The organism is Dictyobacter halimunensis (assembly GCF_036245075.1).
The window spans coordinates 1163070-1181185 of the sequence record NZ_BSRI01000002.1; the positions used below are offsets into that span (position 1 = coordinate 1163070).

An 18116-nucleotide genomic window follows, 5' to 3' on the forward strand; every position below is an offset into this window, starting at 1 on the left:
AAGAGACGCTACGAAAGGAAATGAAAACGAGTGAAAGTTTACGGTCGCATAACGGTTTTTCCAATTATGCCCGCTCGTATAAACCGTTTATATGAATTAGCATATAATGTCTGGTGGAGCTGGCATCCTGAGGCGCGCGCTCTCTATAGCTCTCTCGATCCAGCGCTGTGGGAACAGGTAAGCCATAATCCGGTGCACTTTCTCAGCCAGCTACAGCCACAAACGCTGGAGCAGGCTGCCCAGGATAGTGACTATCTGAAGCGTTATGACAGCGTCATTCGGGATTTCGACCACTATATCCATCCCCAACCCAATGAAACATGGTTCTCGACGACCTATCCTGAGCTAACGAACAATACCATCGCTTATTTTTCGGCTGAATTTGGGCTCCACGAGTCCTTGCCCATCTATTCAGGTGGCCTGGGAATCCTGTCTGGAGACCACTGCAAAGAGGCCAGCGATCTTGGTCTGCCATTCGTGGGCGTCGGCTTTCTGTATCCGCAGGGATATTTTACGCAACAGGTCAATCGTTCGGGCATCCAGGAAGCCTCGTACGATAAGCTCCATTTCTCAGAGGTACCGGCCGTCCCGGCCATTGGACCCGATGGCAATGAGGTCGTTATCAGCGTGGAACTGCCCGGCCGCCGCATCTATGCCAAGGTATGGAAGCTGATGGTTGGACGGGTGCCGCTTTATCTGATGGATACCGATATTCAGCCCAATGCTCCGGCCGATCGCGAGCTGTCGGCTCGCCTGTATGGTGGTGACAATGAGATGCGCATCTCACAGGAGATTGTGCTTGGCATTGGCGGTGTTCGCGCCCTGCGCGCCCTGGGCATTAATCCTTCCGCCTGGCATCTCAATGAGGGGCACGCGGCCTTCCTCAGCCTTGAGCGCTGCCGCGAACTGGTTGCCACCGGCCTGAGGTTCAATGAGGCCCGCGAAGTCATCAAAACGAACTCGCTCTTTACCACCCATACACCTGTTCCCGCCGGCAACGACGCCTTTAGCTTTGACCTCGTCGATAAATACTTTAATACCTACTGGGGGCAGCTTGGTCTGTCTCGTGAGCAGTTTCTGGATATCGCGCGTGAGGACAAGAGTTGGGGACCCAGCTTTAGCATGACGATTCTGGCGCTGAAATTGACGGGCCACCACAATGGCGTAAGCGCGCTGCATGGAGATGTCTCGCGCAAGATGTGGCAGTTCCTCTGGCCTGGCCTGGACAAATCAGAGGTTCCCATCGGCGCCATTACCAATGGCATCCATACCTTTTCCTGGATTGCCCCTGAGCTCAATGAGCTCTATGGCCGCTTCCTGGATCCCGATTGGGGCAAGTATGTTGATGACCAGGCGTTCTGGGATAGCCATATTCAAAATATTCCCGACCAGGAATTATGGAAGGCCCATCATCAACGCAAACTGGCGCTGGCCGAGTATACAACCAGGCGTCTGAAACAGCAGCATCTGCGCCTGGGAGAAGGAGACCGTCAGCTGGCGGAATTTGAGGGGATGCTCAATCCCAATGCCCTGATCCTGGGCTTCGCACGCCGCTTCGCGACCTATAAGCGCGCGACACTGATCTTCCGTGACCTGGACAGGTTGCGCCGCATCCTGAACGATCCTCAGCACCCGGTCCAGATTGTATTCGCTGGTAAGGCGCACCCGGCCGATGAGCCCGGCAAAGCCCTGATCCAGTACATTTACAAGATGTCGCGCAGCGAGGAGTTCAAGGGTAAGATCATCTTCCTGGAAGATTATGATATCGATATGGCCCGCTACCTGGTCTCGGGCACCGATGTCTGGCTGAATAATCCCATTCGCCCGTACGAAGCCAGCGGCACCAGCGGACAGAAGGCCGCCCTCAATGGACAGCCTAACTGCAGTATTCTGGATGGCTGGTGGGCCGAGGGCTATAACGGCAAGAATGGCTGGGCCATCGGCGAAGAACGCGATTATCACGATCAGGAAGCTCAGGCGGAGGACGACAGCAATTCGCTCTACCATATCCTCGAAAATGAGATTATCCCAACCTTCTTTGAACAGGATAGCAATGGCATCCCCCATCAGTGGACAGACTACATGAAGGAAGCGATCCGCACCTGCGCGCCACAGTTCAGCATGCGTCGTATGGTCAAAGACTATACGAATACCTACTATGTGCCTGAGATCCGTCATAACATCCGGATCGAAGAGAACCACTACGAGCAGGAACGCCAGCTGGCTGATTGGAAGGAGCGGGTCAGCCGCGCCTGGAACAGCCTGGAGCTTTATGTGGATGGGCGCCGCGAGGGCCAACTCAGTCTGGGTGAGAGCCTGGATGTGCACGCCTGGGTACGGGTCAACGAACTGGATCCCAATGATCTGCGCGTCGAACTGGTCTACGGTGAAACGCAAGAGGAAGTGGCGATCCCAACTTACACGCTCCCCATGGAGTACGTCAAGCGTGAAAACGATGGCTCCTACCGCTATGACATCCAGCTCAAACCGGATGAAAGCGGTAGCATTGCCTATAATATCCGCGTCATCCCCTCTCATCCTTCGTTAACCGATAAATATGAGTTGGGATTGATCCGCTGGGCCTAAAACGCCTTCCCAACCAAAGTTTCCAGAGGAGTCATCCCCTCTTTTGCAAAGTCCAAAAAAGAAGGAAATGCGTGGTTCACAGCGGCGAGGACGCCGCTGTGAACCACGCATTTCCTTCTTTTTATTTTGTGGTATCGCCTGCGGCGATACCACAAAATAAAAAGAACAGGGGCCGGCTGGCCCCTGTTCTTAAAACATTGTCATAGTATAGATGGTTTTTAGTTAGGCATTGTGCAGCGGCCCCGAAACAACGGCTGTTCCTGGAGCAGATCCCGTTACTTTTTCCGCTGTCGTCTTATGGCGATAGGTAAAGAGATGATGGAAAGAGAAGTTATAGAATAGTACCAGAATCAACGCGATCGCCTGTGCAAGCATCGGCATGATGTGCACGACATGGCTGAAGAATTGCTGGATTAAAATGGTCAACAGGCTTCCAACCAACGAAGTGAGATGGAAACGACCACAGCGCGCGAGCCATGAACGCTGGCGCCCCGGCATGTGGCGGAATGTGAAGAAATCGTTGGGAATGAAATTGGCGACCAGTGAGACTTCACATGCCACTGCCCCGGCGACCAGGGTGCGCCAGAAATCACTCATTGAAGAAGGCAAGATGTAGAGCATACCCGCGAACATTGCCAGATTCACCACGGCGGCCGCGCCGCCAAAGAAGATGTAACTGACAAATCGCACAACCCAGTCAGCTTTCCCCCCGGTTACCTCGTCAACAAGGTCCAATACACGATTGACAGCTTTCCAGCGCGTGGGATGATAACTCGGGCCACGTTTCGCCGGAGCAACCTGCTCTACAATCTCTTCTACAAGTTCTTCTAAATTATTAGATGGCTCAAGAATTTCTTCTAAATTTCCTTGTACTAAAGACTGATCCATGTATCTTTTTATGTCTCCGTTTTTTTTCATAACTAATCGCGGTCAACCAACCGCCTATATTTGCCAGACGAGTTGTGTTAAGAGAATGTAACAGAGAATCACCTAAATGGCTAAAAGTATCAGTATTTCTAATGATCTAAGCATTTTCTCAGCATGTATTTCTCTGCATACTTCTTGTGTCTGTTAACCACTTCTTAAATATATTTTAAGACCACACCTGTAATAGAGGATACGAAAATATCTCTATTAAAGATAACAAGAAAATCGTGTACTCCGATACACTTCTATGCGAAAGTACTATGGAGTGTCAGACACACTTTTTACTGGCGCCTCTATGCGGGCGGCCGCTGCGCGGTCGCCCGGGTTTTGGTGGTGCATCGGGTGCGCGAACGCGCACCCGATGCACCACTAGATGGAAGGTGGGGAATACCGCAGGGCGGCATGTGGGGCGAAGGGGCCAATATATTCAATGTAGCAGCAACCTCGGAAACGAAGATCATAGGTGCGCTCCTTGCGGGCAATACGTTCAATTTAACAATGCGATAGGAGACGCGACCACAAAAAGGAACGCGAATCGTCGTAGGTGCTGGGCTTGCCCCAGCTTGGCCGCAAAGCGGCCCCGTGCCCGGGCGCTCACATTCCACCAAAGATGGCATCTTCCCCTGCGAGCGCCGTATCAATGCAAGAGCTTGCCATACATTGGATCATCGTCCTCTGGGAATGCTCCCGTGTTTGACGAAACGTATGCGCTTGGGTACGGGGCCGCTTCGCAGCAAGCCAGGGCAAGCCTGGCACCTATGACGATTTTCTTTCTTCATGTATGCCTTATGCTCTTTTTACACGATCTTAAATTGAACATATTGCCCCTTGCGGACGCTTGCCGCGCAGCGGCCCCGTGCCCGGGCGCACACGTTCCACCAAAGATACCATCTCCCTTCTCAAAGGGGCGCCAGCGTGTGATGTTGAACATATTGGGCCCAGGGGCACAGTCCTTGAAGAACCTATACCTGTAAGGAGCAAGGATAGTGCAAAGCTGCCAGCTATGCGAGGATAGCTGGCAGCTTTGCGGTAGGGAGAGAGAAGGGAACAGACGAGGTGGTATCAGGCGGCCGTTCCCATGAGTATATTTTTAAAGATGGCGCGGATACTCTGGCTGGTTTCTAGCAGTGAGAAGGCGTTTCCATAGGGGTCTAGAAATACGGCCTCGACTCCGTAGAGTTGTTTGCCGGGGGGGGCGATAAAGGTTACACCTCGCTCAGAGAGCTGTGCGTATTCCTGCTGGCAATTGTCGGTGACAAAGATAGAAGCCAGCTTGCGCTCCTGATGGCCACGCAACTCATTGATATATGCCTCTCCGTAGAGGGGGACATCGGGTTTGGCCAGCGCCAGTTCTGGTTTCTGCTGTCCCTCTGGGGCCACCGTCAGCAGGCGTAAATTCGGCCCAAAGATTATATCACTGCGTTTTTCTAGTCCGAGCATATCAATATAAAAGCGGAGCGCTTCATCCTGATCATTGACCAGAATTGAGATTATGGTGTGTGGTGAAATGAGCTTCATGATTACCTGCATGTTCTGTGCTGGATGCGACAACTACAAACCCTGGCTATCGTCCTGTTGTTTGGTATACCTTATTATATAAAACATTTGTTCTAAATGCAAGCCGATGAGCATACATTCGGGTACTTTTCTCGTAAGTTCGTGCTTTGTTATGGAGCTATCTCCCGTGGATCGCCAACGCGAGAAGATGTGATACGATAAAAAGGTATGCACTCCTCGCAAAGGACGACATGGATTTCTTTATCTATGCGCATGCTCGCGCATATAGACCTATTCTTTTCCATGACCCTGAAACAGGTCATTACATGAAGATATATCTAAAGAGTGGGCCTTAGTCCCGTTATCATGGGGACACGTGCTCGCCCCCGCACGCGCGTCCGCTACGCAGCCGCGCTGTTTTTTGTATGTTGGTGCATCGGGTGCGCATCAGCGCACCCGATGCACCAACATACAATGGACTCGGGGGCCACCGGAGGCGCGAAAGGTCGGGCAGGCCGGTATAGTTTTTTATAGTGGAGCTGGCATGAAATTAGCAGGATTTCTATTCGATCTGGATGGGACACTGGCAAATACAATCCCTTTATGTATTAAAGTTTATCAGCAGACCTTTAAGCATTTTACCGGGCGCGGCTATTCTGACGCGGAGATCACGGCCCATTTTGGTTTGACCGAGGGCGGTATCTGCCAGCAGGTTGTTCCTGATCGCTGGCAGGAGGCGTTGGACTATTACCACGATGCCTACGAACGGGCACACGATGAGTGTAACGAGCCCTTTCCGGGTATTCCCACTGTACTGGACCTGCTCAGGTCAAAAGGCGTAAAAATGGCTGTGGTGACGGGAAAAGGGATACACACAGCGACCCTGACCCTGAATCGCCTGGGGATCGCCGATTACTTTGAGTTTGTGGAGGCTGGCCGCGAAGATGCGGTGGTTAAGGCGAGCGCGATGCGACGTATCCTGCAGGCATGGCAGATTAAGCCAGAGCAGGCGGCTTATATTGGTGATTCCGCCTCCGATGTGGAGCAATCGGCCCAGGCTGGCGTGCTTCCTCTGGCGGCCGAGTGGTCGGCCACAGCGACCATCGATCAGTTGGAAAATATCCATCCCTACGCCAGCTTCACGTCGGTTGAGGACTTCATCGACTGGATCAAGCGCAATGTGGAATCCCTCACCTCCGTCTAACGCTGATCCACTTAAACACGAATGGTCCGAATCGGTATGGATCACATCCTCCATCAGCAGTACAGACCGATGCCAATTGGCTGGTAAAGACCCGATGATTGACATTTTACAATCATCAGATGCAAGGCTTACAATAAACGAGAACAGGTAACATCAGTTATTGCTTAGTAATAGAGAACGGGGGTATTCATGAAGGCTGTTCAAGTTTCCCGGTTTGGGGGTCCAGAGGTTCTGCAGATACAGGAGGTAGCAGATCCCAGTCCAGCTCCCAATGAAGTCCTGATAGAAGTAAAAGCGACCACCGTCAATCGGCTGGATCTTTTCCAGCGCGATGGGAGCCGGCCGGTCAAGCTTCCATTTACACCCGGTCTGGAAGCTGCGGGAGTGGTGCTGCAGGAGAGCAATGGCTTTCGCGCCGGTGAGCGTGTCCTGACGACGCGCGCCAGCCAGGCTCGTGGCGGTGGCGGCTATGCCAGCAGATTAGCGGTCCCGGCCACAGACCTGGCGCGCATCCCTGAAGGCGTAAGCTTTGAGCAGGCTGTGGCCGCGGGACTGGCATCCTCAACGGCCTGGGGGAGCCTCTTCGACCTGGGGCACCTGCAGAGCGGCGAGCGGGTCTTGATCTGGGCCGGTTCCAGCGGCGTGGGCTCGATCGCCATTCAGCTGGCCAAACATGCCGGAGCCACAGTCGTGACCACGGCCAGTTCAGAGGAGCGCGCTAACGCATTGCGACAGATGGGGGCCGATGAGGTGATCAACCATCGTCAACAGAACGTGGGCAAGGTACTGCAAGAAACGGGAGGGGTTCAGCTGGTCATTGAGCTGGTGAGCGCAACCCTGCAGGAGAGTATCGAGGCCGCGGCGGCCGATGGCCGCATCATTTTGATCGGCAATCTTGGTGGGAAAGAGGCTACAGTTGATACCCAGGCGTGGCGCCTCAAGCGCGTCAGCGTCATTGGTGGTGGTCAGCTCCATACCTCGATAGCCAATGAAGAAAAGGTGCTACAACTGATCGCCGAGAAGGCCATCCATCCTCTGATCGCTCGCGTGCTGCCCGTTGAGCAGGCAGCCGAGGCTCATCGCATGCTCGAATCTGGTAAACCCCAGGGTAAGATCGTGCTCACCTTTGCCTGAGCTCAATCTATCAGGAGTGTATGTCTGCTCTGGCGATGCAACGACTTATCGCCCGAGCTAGACATACACCCACTAGAGAAGGTAAACTTGTCTCAAAAATGGGACATGCAAGGAGATATAAGATGCCAAGTCAAGTTAGTAGCGAGCAGATTCTCTTTACGCGTGGTGTGCCGGCGGTTGAAGCACTACCCAACAAACTGCTGAGCGAGTGCATGCAGGCCGCTTTAGAGGGTCCAGACGGCAAAACCATCCTCCAGTATGGACACAACGGGGGGTACCTACCACTGAGACAGTTGATTGCTGAACAATATCAGGTGTCGCCGGACCAGGTGCTGGTCGGCAATGGCTCTCTCCATCTGCAAGATATTTTCGCGGGCTTCCTCCTGAAACCTGGTGATGTGGTTTTTGTGGAGCAGCCGAGCTATGATCGTGCCATCAAAACCTTCCGTCGCCGTGGCGCGAAGGTGATTGGTATCCCCCTTGACCTGGACGGCGTCAACCTGGCCGCCCTGGAGCAGGCGATAGCACAATACAAGCCAGTCTTTATGTATGTTATTCCAGACTTTCAGAATCCGGCAGGGGTGACCACTTCGGCGGCCAAGCGCCAGGCTCTGGTAGATCTGGCCGAGCGCTATAATTTCTGGCTGGTCGAAGATGTTCCATACCGGACCCTGCGCTACGCGGGAGAGTCGCTGCTGCTGCTGCGTGACCTGAACGCCGAGCGGGTAATCACCGTGAGCTCGTATAGCAAGCTGATCAGCCCGGCCTTGCGCGTCGGCTACCTGGTTGGACCCCTGCTACTGGTCAAACAGCTGACCAAGCTGGCCGAAGAGACCGTACTGGCGCCCGTGCTGCCTACAGAGGCCGCGGTGGTTGAGTTCCATCGCCGGGGTTACTTTGCCTCCAATCTGGAAAATCTCAAGCAACTCTACGCGCCACGTCTGCGTGCGGTCGTCCAGGCCATCAAAACCTATCTGCCAGACGTACCCTTCGCCGAGCCGCAGGGTGGATTCTTTGTCAGCATCATGTTACCGTCACACTTTAACAGCGCCAATCTGCTAGAGCGAGCCAAACAGGCAGGACTCATGCTTACCGATGGGCGCGATTTCTTCGCTGATCCCTACTCTGATAGCGAGGATCCCCGCCAGGGTGAGCGCTTTGTGCGCCTGCCATTCTGCGCCCTGACCCCAGAACAGATTGAAGAAGGCGTCAAACGTCTGGCTGCATTGCTATAACCCTGATCACCACTAGAAGAAGGGGGGCTAGATAAATTGAACCAACCCTCCTTCTTCTACATGGATGCGCATCATATTTTTGCACAGAGAAAGACAACGAGAAACATCCCTCGTAGGTTTGGGCCTTGCGCCCAGTTTCCCCTTCATGCATGTCAACACCCCTCCCAGAATCGTGTTTTTGGCTCATCATCGACTTGGGGATAAAAATCGGGCCCAAGGCCCGAACCTACGTTATTGCCTTTCTTGATACATGATTGAATGGAGAGGATAAAATGGGTGCAAGGCCGAACTTGCGTCTCTCTTTCGCAAAAAAAAGAAGTGCACCCATTCTGCGTATGGGCATTGACAACAGAGCCTTCAATGCTGTATATGTAGGATATTAATATTAACAAACACTATAATGGCAGGAGAGCTACGATGAATTATTTGCGCTATCTGTTTGCAGATTCTCGCATCTTCGTACGCCGTAGCCTGCTAGCCATGACCACACGAGCATCCTCCTCCAAAACAGCGTCGCGCTCCTCTAACGCGGCAATCAGCAATGCGCAAGTAGCGGAAGCGTAAGTTTCGCTACCCCCACCATCTTTAAGCAGCACTACTTCTAGCCAAAAAGCTCACTAAGAGTGTTTCTATGGCGGCTGCTGTTTTGCTCTGCTATTCTCTTCAATACAATCAGGAGCTTTTTTATGCCCCAACATCACTATGGTCAACGCCTGGGCATGCTTGACGATCAGCAATTTCAAGCTGCTCTAGATCGTTTTAGATTGGGTACCTTGCTGCATACAGAACCTATTACTTCCGGTAACTTTGGACAGAACGTATTCGTGACCACGAGTCAGGGTGAATTTGTCTTGCGCGGCAGTCCGCATTTTGACTGGCAGTTTCCAACCGAGCAGTTTTTCGCCTACTTGCTCCACGAGAAAAGCCAGCTACCCATACCCTGGCCCTACCTGTTGGATGAACGTAAAGATATCTTTGGATGGAGCTATGTCCTGATGCCGCGCCTACCAGGCTATCAGACGGCTGATCCGCAGTTCTATGATACGCTACCAGAGCTGGATAGACGGCACATAGCGCAGGCCATGGGCACAGCTCTGGCAGAACTACACAGCATTAGCTGGCCCATCTGTGGACGTTACGATCCTCTCACCCAGACGATTCAACCATTGCAGTTGCAGCAGGAACTGGCCTGGCCGTTTCCTACCGCAACATCACTCCAACAGCCGCCACAACTGCCATTTAGCCAGTTGATAGTCAAGGTTGTACGTCATCATCTGGAAAAGCAAGCCAGCGTGAACGCCATCACTAACCAGGAAGTTAACTGGGGAACACAGATCATTGAGCAGGCAGTGCAAGCAGCCGACGACGATTTTCAACCAGCGCTAGTGCATGCCGACTATAGCAAGCATAACCTGGTTGTTGAGCGCCTGCATGGGCAATGGCGCGTCAGTGGCATTTTCGACCTGATGGGCTTCTTCTTTGGCAACAGCGAAATGGATCTGGCGCGCCCGGTAGCAACCCTCCTGGAGGAGGATAAGTCGCGCGCGGAGCTCTTTCTGCAGGCTTATCACCAGGCACATCAGATACGACCTAGCTTTGCCAGCCGCTTTGCCATGTACATGCTGATGGATCGCCTGGTCATCTGGGCCTTCGCAAAGTCAAGCCAAAAACGCTGGTGGGATGAGAATCTGACGTTCCAACAATGGGCGGAACCCTTCATCTCCTTCGCCTCTCAGTATGTATGAGAGGCATAAAATGGGCCATCCCGGATTTTTGAAAATCCGGGATGGCCCATGAGAGATGTTCCAAACACGCCTACGGTTTGATACCGGTCTGGCTACTGACATCGTTGCGGATGAAGAGCCCCATGTCATAGGAGCCGTCGGTGCTCCCAAAGGCCTTGCGCTGCCACCACCAGTTCCAGACATTGTTGATCGCGCGCCCCAGGTCAAATTTGGCATTTGGCGGCGGATTGTCGCCATAGCTGAGCCAGAGCCAGGGTCCAACACCTGTATACGGCTGAGGATCGGTACAGGGATGGCCGGGCGTCGCCTTACACGGTGGCAACATATATCCTTGATCCCACTGCGTACGCATATGGTACTGGTGGAATTGATAGGTATCGCGATACTGATACTGCATACTCGGCATTTGATCGCCACTGGTAATGATAACCGGTATGTTTTGTGCCGTAGATGAACAGCCATTGGGATAGTTGAAGCAGACGTTGGTATAGTCACGCACGTACCAGGCGAATGGCCAGGTAGAGTCCTCAACCAGGCCAATAGGAATCTTATGCTGCCCACCATAGAGCTTCTTATCGAGGGCCGCAATCTTGTCCATCATGGTATTGACGTCAGTCGTGGTCTGCACATAGATCATCATTTCGTGCGGGGCATCGGCATAGTGTACAAAGCTCAATTGGAACATGTTCTGCAGCGTAGGGACGAGCAAGAGTAGGGCCAGCACCACGGTCGCCACCGAACCACCCTGCGCCAGAGGCTTGCGCGCCCGCGGCGGGATAAAGGCAACGGGAGATTTGGCCTCTTCGGTCAGTGGAGTAGTCGTTTCCTCGGCGACATCTATCATCTGCGTAGAGCGGCCCAGCCGCTCTTTGACAACTTGAATGACCTTCACAACGGCCGGCTCAAGGGCGATCGCGGCCAGCAACATCATAGGCATGGTCATGTGAATCGTTAGCCAGGGCATCTTCTCTCCGGCCCAGGTATAGATAAACACGTTGCCGATAAACCAGTAGACCAGAAACAGGCGGAAGCGCGTCGGACGAACCAGGCAGCGAATCACTCCAACCAGGCCGAAGACCACGCCGATCTGCTCGTAGAGGGGAATCAGCAAGAAGTAATAATACCAGGGCTGCCCGCCACGCGCGACCTGCTGCTGCTGCAACCAGTAATAGAGACCCTGCCAGATGCCGTCTCCAATACCACCGGGCAGATTGGTGAACAGGACGCTAAACAGGACGATAAAGACAAACCAGCTACAGACGACGGCGAAGAACCAGTGCGTCCAGGGCATCGTCACGATGGTATCCAGAACCGGTTGTCGGCGCCGCTCAACCCGGCGCGCCAGGCCACGTCGCTCCGTCGTTATCGTTCCCCTGACTTCACGTATCAGCAGAATAGCGATCACCACGGCCAGTAACATACCTAGCCACGGCAGGAGCGCAACCGTATTGGCCTTCAAACGCGCCACATAAGCATCCGCGATCGCCGTATTGGCTTTGTTCGCGGTGATATAGGTTGATAGCTCTTTCAACTTGCCGAAAAAGAGCTTGGCAATGATACCGAGAATGGCGAAGTAACCCAATGTGAACCAGGGAGCAGCCGTCGTCGGGATGAACTGGTCCCAGAACGGGCGTCCTTCCCTGGTATTGATGTTGCGCAGCTTTAAGCGTACACCCAGTTCCCATACAACCAGGGCGCCCAGGAAGCTTCCAAAGACTGCGATGGTCAGGAAGGTCGCTTCTTTAGTGGCATAGGACAGGGTAAAGGCCAGGGCGGACAACAGGAGCCAGCCACCCTTGCGGTCACGCACATAGCGAGCCATCGCGACCACGGTAAGCAGGGTGAAGAATGCCATGTAGATATCTTCGCGGGCAAAGCGGGAGTAGTAGACCATACTGGGTGAGACAGCCAGCAAGAAACAGGCCAGCCAGGCCCCGACTTTACTGATATAATCGCGCAAGAAATACGGCAGACCAACCAGGGCAGAGCCGAGGGTGGCGGCCGCGATACGCACGGTGGTCGTATTCACGCCGTGATCGGGCGCCCCGAGAAGCTGACTGATTTTATAGACAAATGCAATGATATGAAATTGAAATGGACCATGCGTCAATGGATCATAACGATAGCAGGAACTGGCGGCCGTCTGCGCGCAGGTCAGCCAGTTCTCCATGTTGTTATGCATCAAAATCAGCGAGAAATAGGCATGCAGGCTTTCATCGTGGTGTAGTGGCTTATCGCCCAGTCCCCAGAAGCGCAGGATCACCCCCAGTAGAACCACGCCCCAAAAAGCAATACCAGTCCAGAGCTGCTCCCTCGTTGGTGGCCAGAAAGATTTACGGGCTACCGGTTCTTCATCTGCATCTTCCAGGTCAGACTCGCTCGGAATATCGACCTCCTCATGCTCTGGCCAGGTCTGTGTATCGACCTCTTCGCCGGTATTGGGCTCGCTGGCGGTCGCGGTGGGTTCTGTCGCGGGCGCAGAAGCATGATCGGTGGTGGCATCCTCGGGGATGCCACCACTATTTACATTTTCTTCAGAAACCAGACCATCAGGAGCGGTAATCTCCTCTTTTGGTTTGTTTTCAAAGCTTTTCAAAGCGTCTCTCTCCCTATGGATTTATTCCCATATCACTGCGAATAAAAAGTCCCATATCAGTTGATCCAGTAGTACTTCCAATGGGTTTGCGTGTCCACCACCAATCCCATATATTTTTAAATGCTAGAGCGGGGGTAAAAAGCGCGCCACCTGGAGGAGTATCACCATAACTCAACCAGAGCAATGGACCAACGCCACCCCATGTGGGCTGCCCCTGGCAAGAATCGGTTACAGAAGGGGTACATGGCCTGGGCTTATACCCTTCATCCCACCAGGTACGTAACTGATAATGATGAAACAGATAAGCCGCTGTGTGGCCCCGAGCATCACTGGTGCTATACTGTGCCTGTGCCTTGCTTAAATCGCCACCGGCAATAATGGCATCAGGCTTCGCGTCCGAGCAACCTGTAGGGAAACCATAACAGACGTTGGGGTAATCACGCAAGTACCAATAAAACGGCCAGTTCGCCTCTGGCATGACTCCAATACTTAGCTTATGCCGCCCATGATACAGTTTCTCATCCAACTGGTCAATTTTTCCCATGACCGCGTTAACATCGGTGGTCGTCTGTACATAGATCATCATTTCATGTGGGGCATCGGCATAATGCACAAATGAGACCTGCCACATGTTCTGTAACGTCAGTATCAATAAGAAAATCGCGGCCAGGGCGCCCGCTATGGTGCCAATCGATGATCCAATAACCCTCTTTGATTGTACCCTATTTTGCCCTTTTTGCGTAAGGTTTTGCCCACTTTTTACTAATACACTTAAACGATTGAACAGAGGCTCCAGTCCGATCGCGGCCAACAGCAGCATGGGCATGGTCATGTGAATCGTCAGCCAGGGCATCTTCTCTCCGGCCCAGATATAGATAAACACGTTGCCGATAAACCAGTAGGCCAGAAACAGGCGGAAGCGCGTCGGACGCAGCAGGCAGCGTACCAGGCCAGCCAGGCCGAAGACCACGCCGATCTGCTCGTAAAGGGGAATCAGCAAGAAGTAGTAATACCAGGGTTGACTGCCACGTGCGACCTGCTGCTGCTGCATCCAGTAATAGAGACCCTGCCAGATGCCGTCTCCAATGCCGTTGGCCAGATAGGTAAAAAAGACAGAGAACAGCAGGACAAAGATCAGAGCTCCTACAACCAGGGCGCTGGACCAGTATTGCCAGGGCAAGGTTATCAATGCGTCCAGAGTGGGCTGCTTCAGCGGATCTATGCGTGCCGCCAACCCCTTACGGACCGGAGCAGACTTCTTTTGCAACTGGTCTCTCCCCCAGCATAGCAACACATACAGGGCGATCAACAGGCCCAGCCAGGGGAGCACGACCACCGTCTGATGCTTGATGTTATTGATGATTTCATCAGAGGCAGCCGTATAGGTATTGATATACACCGAGGTATCTTTCATCCATCCAAAGAACCACGTCGCCAGTGGCGCGCAACACAGGAGCAGTACCACCACGCACAGCGGGGCCGCGGTCCTGGGCCCATACTTTCCCAGAGTGGAATCCGGTTGAAAGCGGGAACGCACAGGAACTCTACAGCCAGTCTCCCAGGCCAGTAAAACAAGCAAAAAGCTGCCGAAAATGGCGATGCTGAGAAACGTCGCCTCCTTGGTTGCATACGAAAGCACAAAGGCGATCGTGCCGGTGATAAACCAGTCTTTGCGCCGATCACACATATACCGTCCCGCCGCAACAACCAGTAGCAGGGTGAAAAACGCCATGTAGATGTCTTCGCGGGCAAAGCGGGAATAATAGACCATGCTGGGTGAGACAGCCAGCAAGAAACAGGCCAACCACGCTCCCACCTTCCCCAGGTAATCGCGCAAGAAATAGGGCAGAACAACCAGCGCCGTTCCCAGGGTGGCGGCCGCGATACGCACGGTGGTCGTGCTTACGCCGTGATCGGGCAGGCCCAGCCACTGACAACACTGGTAGACAAAGGCAATAATATGAAATTGAAACGGCCCATGAAGGAGAGGATCATAATGATAGCAGGCCATCGTCTGGTCAAAACAGCTTTTCCAGTTCTCCAGATTATGCAACAACTGCAATGAATAATAGGCATGCAGACTCTCATCATGGTGCAGCGGCTTGATCCCAAGTTGCCAGAAACGCAGCGCGGCCCCCAGCAAAAGAACCAGTAGAAAGGGCAGCAGTTGTTTTCGTTGTTCACCCGCCAGCCAGTCAGGCCCCCGCGTCTCCTTCTGCTCCACTGGAGTCGGAGCTAATTGCTTCTCAACATCCAGCACCGGCTGCCTCTGTTTACTTTTATATATTGGCACTTTCTTCCCTCCAATCTCGCCACCCATAGCACGTCAAAAACAACTTATTCAGGTATATGATACACCTTGCGAAAAATACGATATTTTAGCCGCAAACTGCCTTTTCTATGCACATGAAAAATAAGACTACCTGTTTTCTGGTGCTTTAACACAGTAGATAGGTAGCCATTGACGAAATAACTAGTAAAATATAGGTGGGTAAAGACCTATAAAAGAGGGCCAGCACTGGTAAACTCTGAATCACTTCAAAAACAATGCTCATAACCCATCAGTGGATTGAATAGCATCAAAGGAGAAAAGTACTGCTTTTCTATTATTTCTCGGGTAGCTGCAGGCCCGAGGTAAGCTTTGCTAGCAATTGTTGAGGTGTGTAGGGATAGTGGGGATCACGCACAAAGATGCGGGCTGTGGGATGATCAAAGACCGAGTAACTTTCGTCGGCATTGCTATCATCCAGCGTGATACCAAACAGATGAGGATGGTTCTCAAACTGCGCGGCCAGGTGAAAACCCAGTTGTCCGCTAAAGAGCAGCTGATAATAACGGATAGTCAGTGGATAGCGCCCGGGAGAACGGGGGATAGACTTATCCAGTCGATCCGTTGGCATTGTAATCGCGTCGACGGTGGGCAACAGATTCGCCAGCTGCTGCGCTTTGGCTTGCGTGTCGTCCCCGTAAAGATCCAGTCCCGTCGTCGGCTGACCACTCACATCTGTATAGGTCGCTTGCTTATACTCGTCGGGAGTATGTCTGCCAACAGGAAAGGGCAGGGCATCGTCCCACTGCTCATAGGTTAAAACGCTACCAGGTGCGATATGCTGATAGATCCATTCCGAGGCTTGAATGCGCGTATTGGGTTCACTATACACATTCAGCAAGGCCAATCCCTGAAACATGGTGCCACCCAGCACAAACAGAAGGATAATAACCTGCAAACAGGACTTGAGCCATGGCATGCGCTCCAGAACGGGCCGATTCCACCAGCGTATCCGCTGCAGCAGGACGATCACGAAGGCGGACGCAATCACAATCAGAAATGGGTAGACGGGCAGCAGGTAGCGCATGAATTTCACAAAGAAACTGCTTACGATAATACTATAGACCAGCACCCAAACCAACAAGATCAACCAGCTGCTTTGCCAGTTGCGCCACAACAACCAGGCCAGCCAGCCACAGCCGATCAGGGCACTGGTGCCCGCGCCAATCCCCATGCCCCACAGAAGCAGGTTCTGTACCTGATAGATAAAAGGCAGGGTACCCGCGAATTGCCGTACATATGGCAGATCTAGCGTGCCACGCGCAAGATTTCCTTGCTCCGATACCTGCTGGATAAACGCAGGCATGTCCAGCAATGCATATGGCTGGGTGCCGACAAAAGCCACAAACATTAAGATGGCGGCCCCAAATAGAGCCAGGGCCAGATCGAAAAAGCGGCGGTAGCGTTGCCAGCGCAGCCAGGCCGCGCACAAAAGGGGCAGCACCAACGGAGCGGCGCTAAATTTGGTAGCCATGGCCAGGCCATAGGACATGCCAGCCAGTAGAGCCCATAAGAATGGGCGTGGGCTATCAACCCAGAGCACACAGAAAAAGACGGTCAGGACGACAAAGAAAGCCAGCAGGGTATCAACCGCGTAAAAATGGGAGAGCTGCAGGTGCAGGGGCGTAAAGGCCAGTAGCGCGGCCGCCAGCAAGGCAACCGACCAGGCTTGCGCTTGCAACTGCCTCGTTTTGCGCGCCAGCACACCCGCCAGGCAAGCCGTCACCAATATCGTCCCGCTATCAAAAATAGCGGAGACCACACGCCCGACCAGAGTCAGGGGAAAGAAATCTTTCGCATCATGCAGGTTATACCCCAGTACACGACCAATGGCGGCCAGCAGGTAGATAGGGAAAGATCCATAGGCAAAAAACTGTGGATTGAGGGGAGAGCGAGTGGGATTTATGAACTCGGCCCAGCTTGTCGGCCAGCCCAGCGCGGTCACATGGAACAGGATCTGTCGTTCATCAGGATGGAAACTATTGCCAGCATCCCAGTTCAGTCCGTACAGGCGTAAGCCACAACCCAGCAATACCAGCGCCATCAGCATCCAGAACTGCCAGCGTGCAATCAGCTTCACGTCATCCCTTTCTCTTGCAGCTCCTGACCCGCTAAGCACCGACAATAGCCAGTAAGCATCACTCTTCGATCTCAAGTATATTGATTATGGCATCTACGGTCAAGAGGTCATATCAGCTCAAGCGCAACCTGCTGCTGGCAGTTGATGCCATATCCCACCCTTCTTTTCGCCGGTACACAGAAATTTCCGCTTTCCATGACGATCAGAGGCATCTTCATGTATAAGGAAGCTAAAGAATCCTGCCGTTCATTCGTTTACAGACAGGAGTGAATATGCAACAGACGCACCATACGACCCTGAAGATGTTCAATGGGGCCGCCTTCTTCTTTGCCTCACCCGGTCCAGACCGGCATAATTCATTGTTGGTCGATACGATCGAGCTTTTTGCGCCTCGCTATACCCCCGGCGCCTATATCTTGCGCCTGCAAGATCCAACCAACACGGTCGATATTCTGGAACAAAACCAGCTGCAACAATTTGGACTGGGCGCCATTCCCTCGTCTGACATGCCAGATATCCTGCTCTATCAAGCTAACAAACAGGCACTATTCTGCATCGATGTGCTCACGATGCATGGCTTTGTCTCATCTCAGCGCAAGCAAGCCCTTGAACAGGCTATGACCAACTGTCCTCTGCGCCGCGTCTATATTAGCTCGTGTTACGACTTCTGTGACTATAAGCAAATCGTCGAGCGCATCGCCTGGGGCACCTATGTCTGGCTCGCTCACACGCCCGAGCATACCATTTTCCTCTGGTAGCCAGCCAGGGCAATGATCCTACCTT

The 18116-nt window shown here is 53.1% G+C and carries 12 protein-coding genes; 7 read left to right on the forward strand and 5 right to left on the reverse strand.

Annotated elements, in window-relative coordinates:
* Positions 1-30 precede the first annotated feature (30 nt).
* Positions 31-2586 carry an alpha-glucan family phosphorylase gene (glgP, locus tag AABA21_RS18875; protein ID WP_338252901.1) on the forward strand — a complete coding sequence of 852 codons (2556 nt, stop codon included), beginning with the start codon at positions 31-33 and terminating at the stop codon, positions 2584-2586.
* Positions 2587-2808: 222 nt separating this feature from the next.
* Here glgP and AABA21_RS18880 read toward each other — a convergent pair whose 3' ends face one another.
* Together AABA21_RS18880 and AABA21_RS18885 are read right to left on the reverse strand one after the other, a co-directional pair.
* Positions 2809-3474: a GtrA family protein gene (locus AABA21_RS18880; protein ID WP_338252903.1), complete on the reverse strand. Its 666-nt coding sequence runs from the start codon at positions 3472-3474 to the stop codon at positions 2809-2811.
* A 1101-nt stretch (positions 3475-4575) separates the two neighbouring features.
* Entirely contained in the window at positions 4576-5031 is a 456-nt protein-coding gene (locus tag AABA21_RS18885; protein ID WP_338252905.1) for a VOC family protein, read from the reverse strand.
* Positions 5032-5554: 523 nt separating this feature from the next.
* Between AABA21_RS18885 and AABA21_RS18890 the strand changes: the two genes are divergently transcribed.
* The 5 genes from AABA21_RS18890 to AABA21_RS18910 all read left to right on the forward strand — a co-directional run bounded on the left by AABA21_RS18890 (position 5555) and on the right by AABA21_RS18910 (position 10328).
* Entirely contained in the window at positions 5555-6214 is a 660-nt protein-coding gene (locus tag AABA21_RS18890) for an HAD family hydrolase (protein ID WP_338252907.1), read from the forward strand.
* A gap of 189 nt (positions 6215-6403) precedes the next feature.
* A complete protein-coding gene (locus AABA21_RS18895) occupies positions 6404-7348 on the forward strand; it encodes a quinone oxidoreductase family protein (RefSeq protein ID WP_338252909.1) in 945 nt (314 codons plus the stop codon).
* Positions 7349-7470: 122 nt separating this feature from the next.
* Positions 7471-8583 carry an aminotransferase-like domain-containing protein gene (locus AABA21_RS18900; RefSeq protein WP_338252911.1) on the forward strand — a complete coding sequence of 371 codons (1113 nt, stop codon included), beginning with the start codon at positions 7471-7473 and terminating at the stop codon, positions 8581-8583.
* Between the two features lie 417 nt (positions 8584-9000).
* Complete coding sequence (locus AABA21_RS18905; protein ID WP_338252912.1) at positions 9001-9147, forward strand: hypothetical protein; 147 nt, start codon at positions 9001-9003, stop codon at positions 9145-9147.
* A 122-nt stretch (positions 9148-9269) separates the two neighbouring features.
* Entirely contained in the window at positions 9270-10328 is a 1059-nt protein-coding gene (locus AABA21_RS18910; RefSeq protein WP_338252914.1) for a phosphotransferase family protein, read from the forward strand.
* A gap of 70 nt (positions 10329-10398) precedes the next feature.
* Here the strand turns inward: AABA21_RS18910 and AABA21_RS18915 are convergent, their stop codons facing one another.
* The 3 genes from AABA21_RS18915 to AABA21_RS18925 all read right to left on the reverse strand — a co-directional run bounded on the left by AABA21_RS18915 (position 10399) and on the right by AABA21_RS18925 (position 17333).
* Positions 10399-12924 carry a flippase activity-associated protein Agl23 gene (locus tag AABA21_RS18915; RefSeq protein WP_338252916.1) on the reverse strand — a complete coding sequence of 842 codons (2526 nt, stop codon included), beginning with the start codon at positions 12922-12924 and terminating at the stop codon, positions 10399-10401.
* A gap of 13 nt (positions 12925-12937) precedes the next feature.
* On the reverse strand, positions 12938-15217 hold the full coding sequence (locus AABA21_RS18920; RefSeq protein ID WP_338252918.1) for a flippase activity-associated protein Agl23: 2280 nt from the start codon (positions 15215-15217) through the stop codon (positions 12938-12940).
* Positions 15218-15530: 313 nt separating this feature from the next.
* A complete protein-coding gene (locus tag AABA21_RS18925; RefSeq protein WP_338252921.1) occupies positions 15531-17333 on the reverse strand; it encodes an ArnT family glycosyltransferase in 1803 nt (600 codons plus the stop codon).
* A 272-nt stretch (positions 17334-17605) separates the two neighbouring features.
* Here AABA21_RS18925 and AABA21_RS18930 point away from each other — a divergent pair, with 272 nt between their 5' ends.
* Positions 17606-18091, forward strand: coding sequence for a BsuBI/PstI family type II restriction endonuclease (locus tag AABA21_RS18930; protein WP_338252923.1), 486 nt, complete (start codon positions 17606-17608; stop codon positions 18089-18091).
* The last annotated feature ends 25 nt before the right edge of the window (positions 18092-18116 follow it).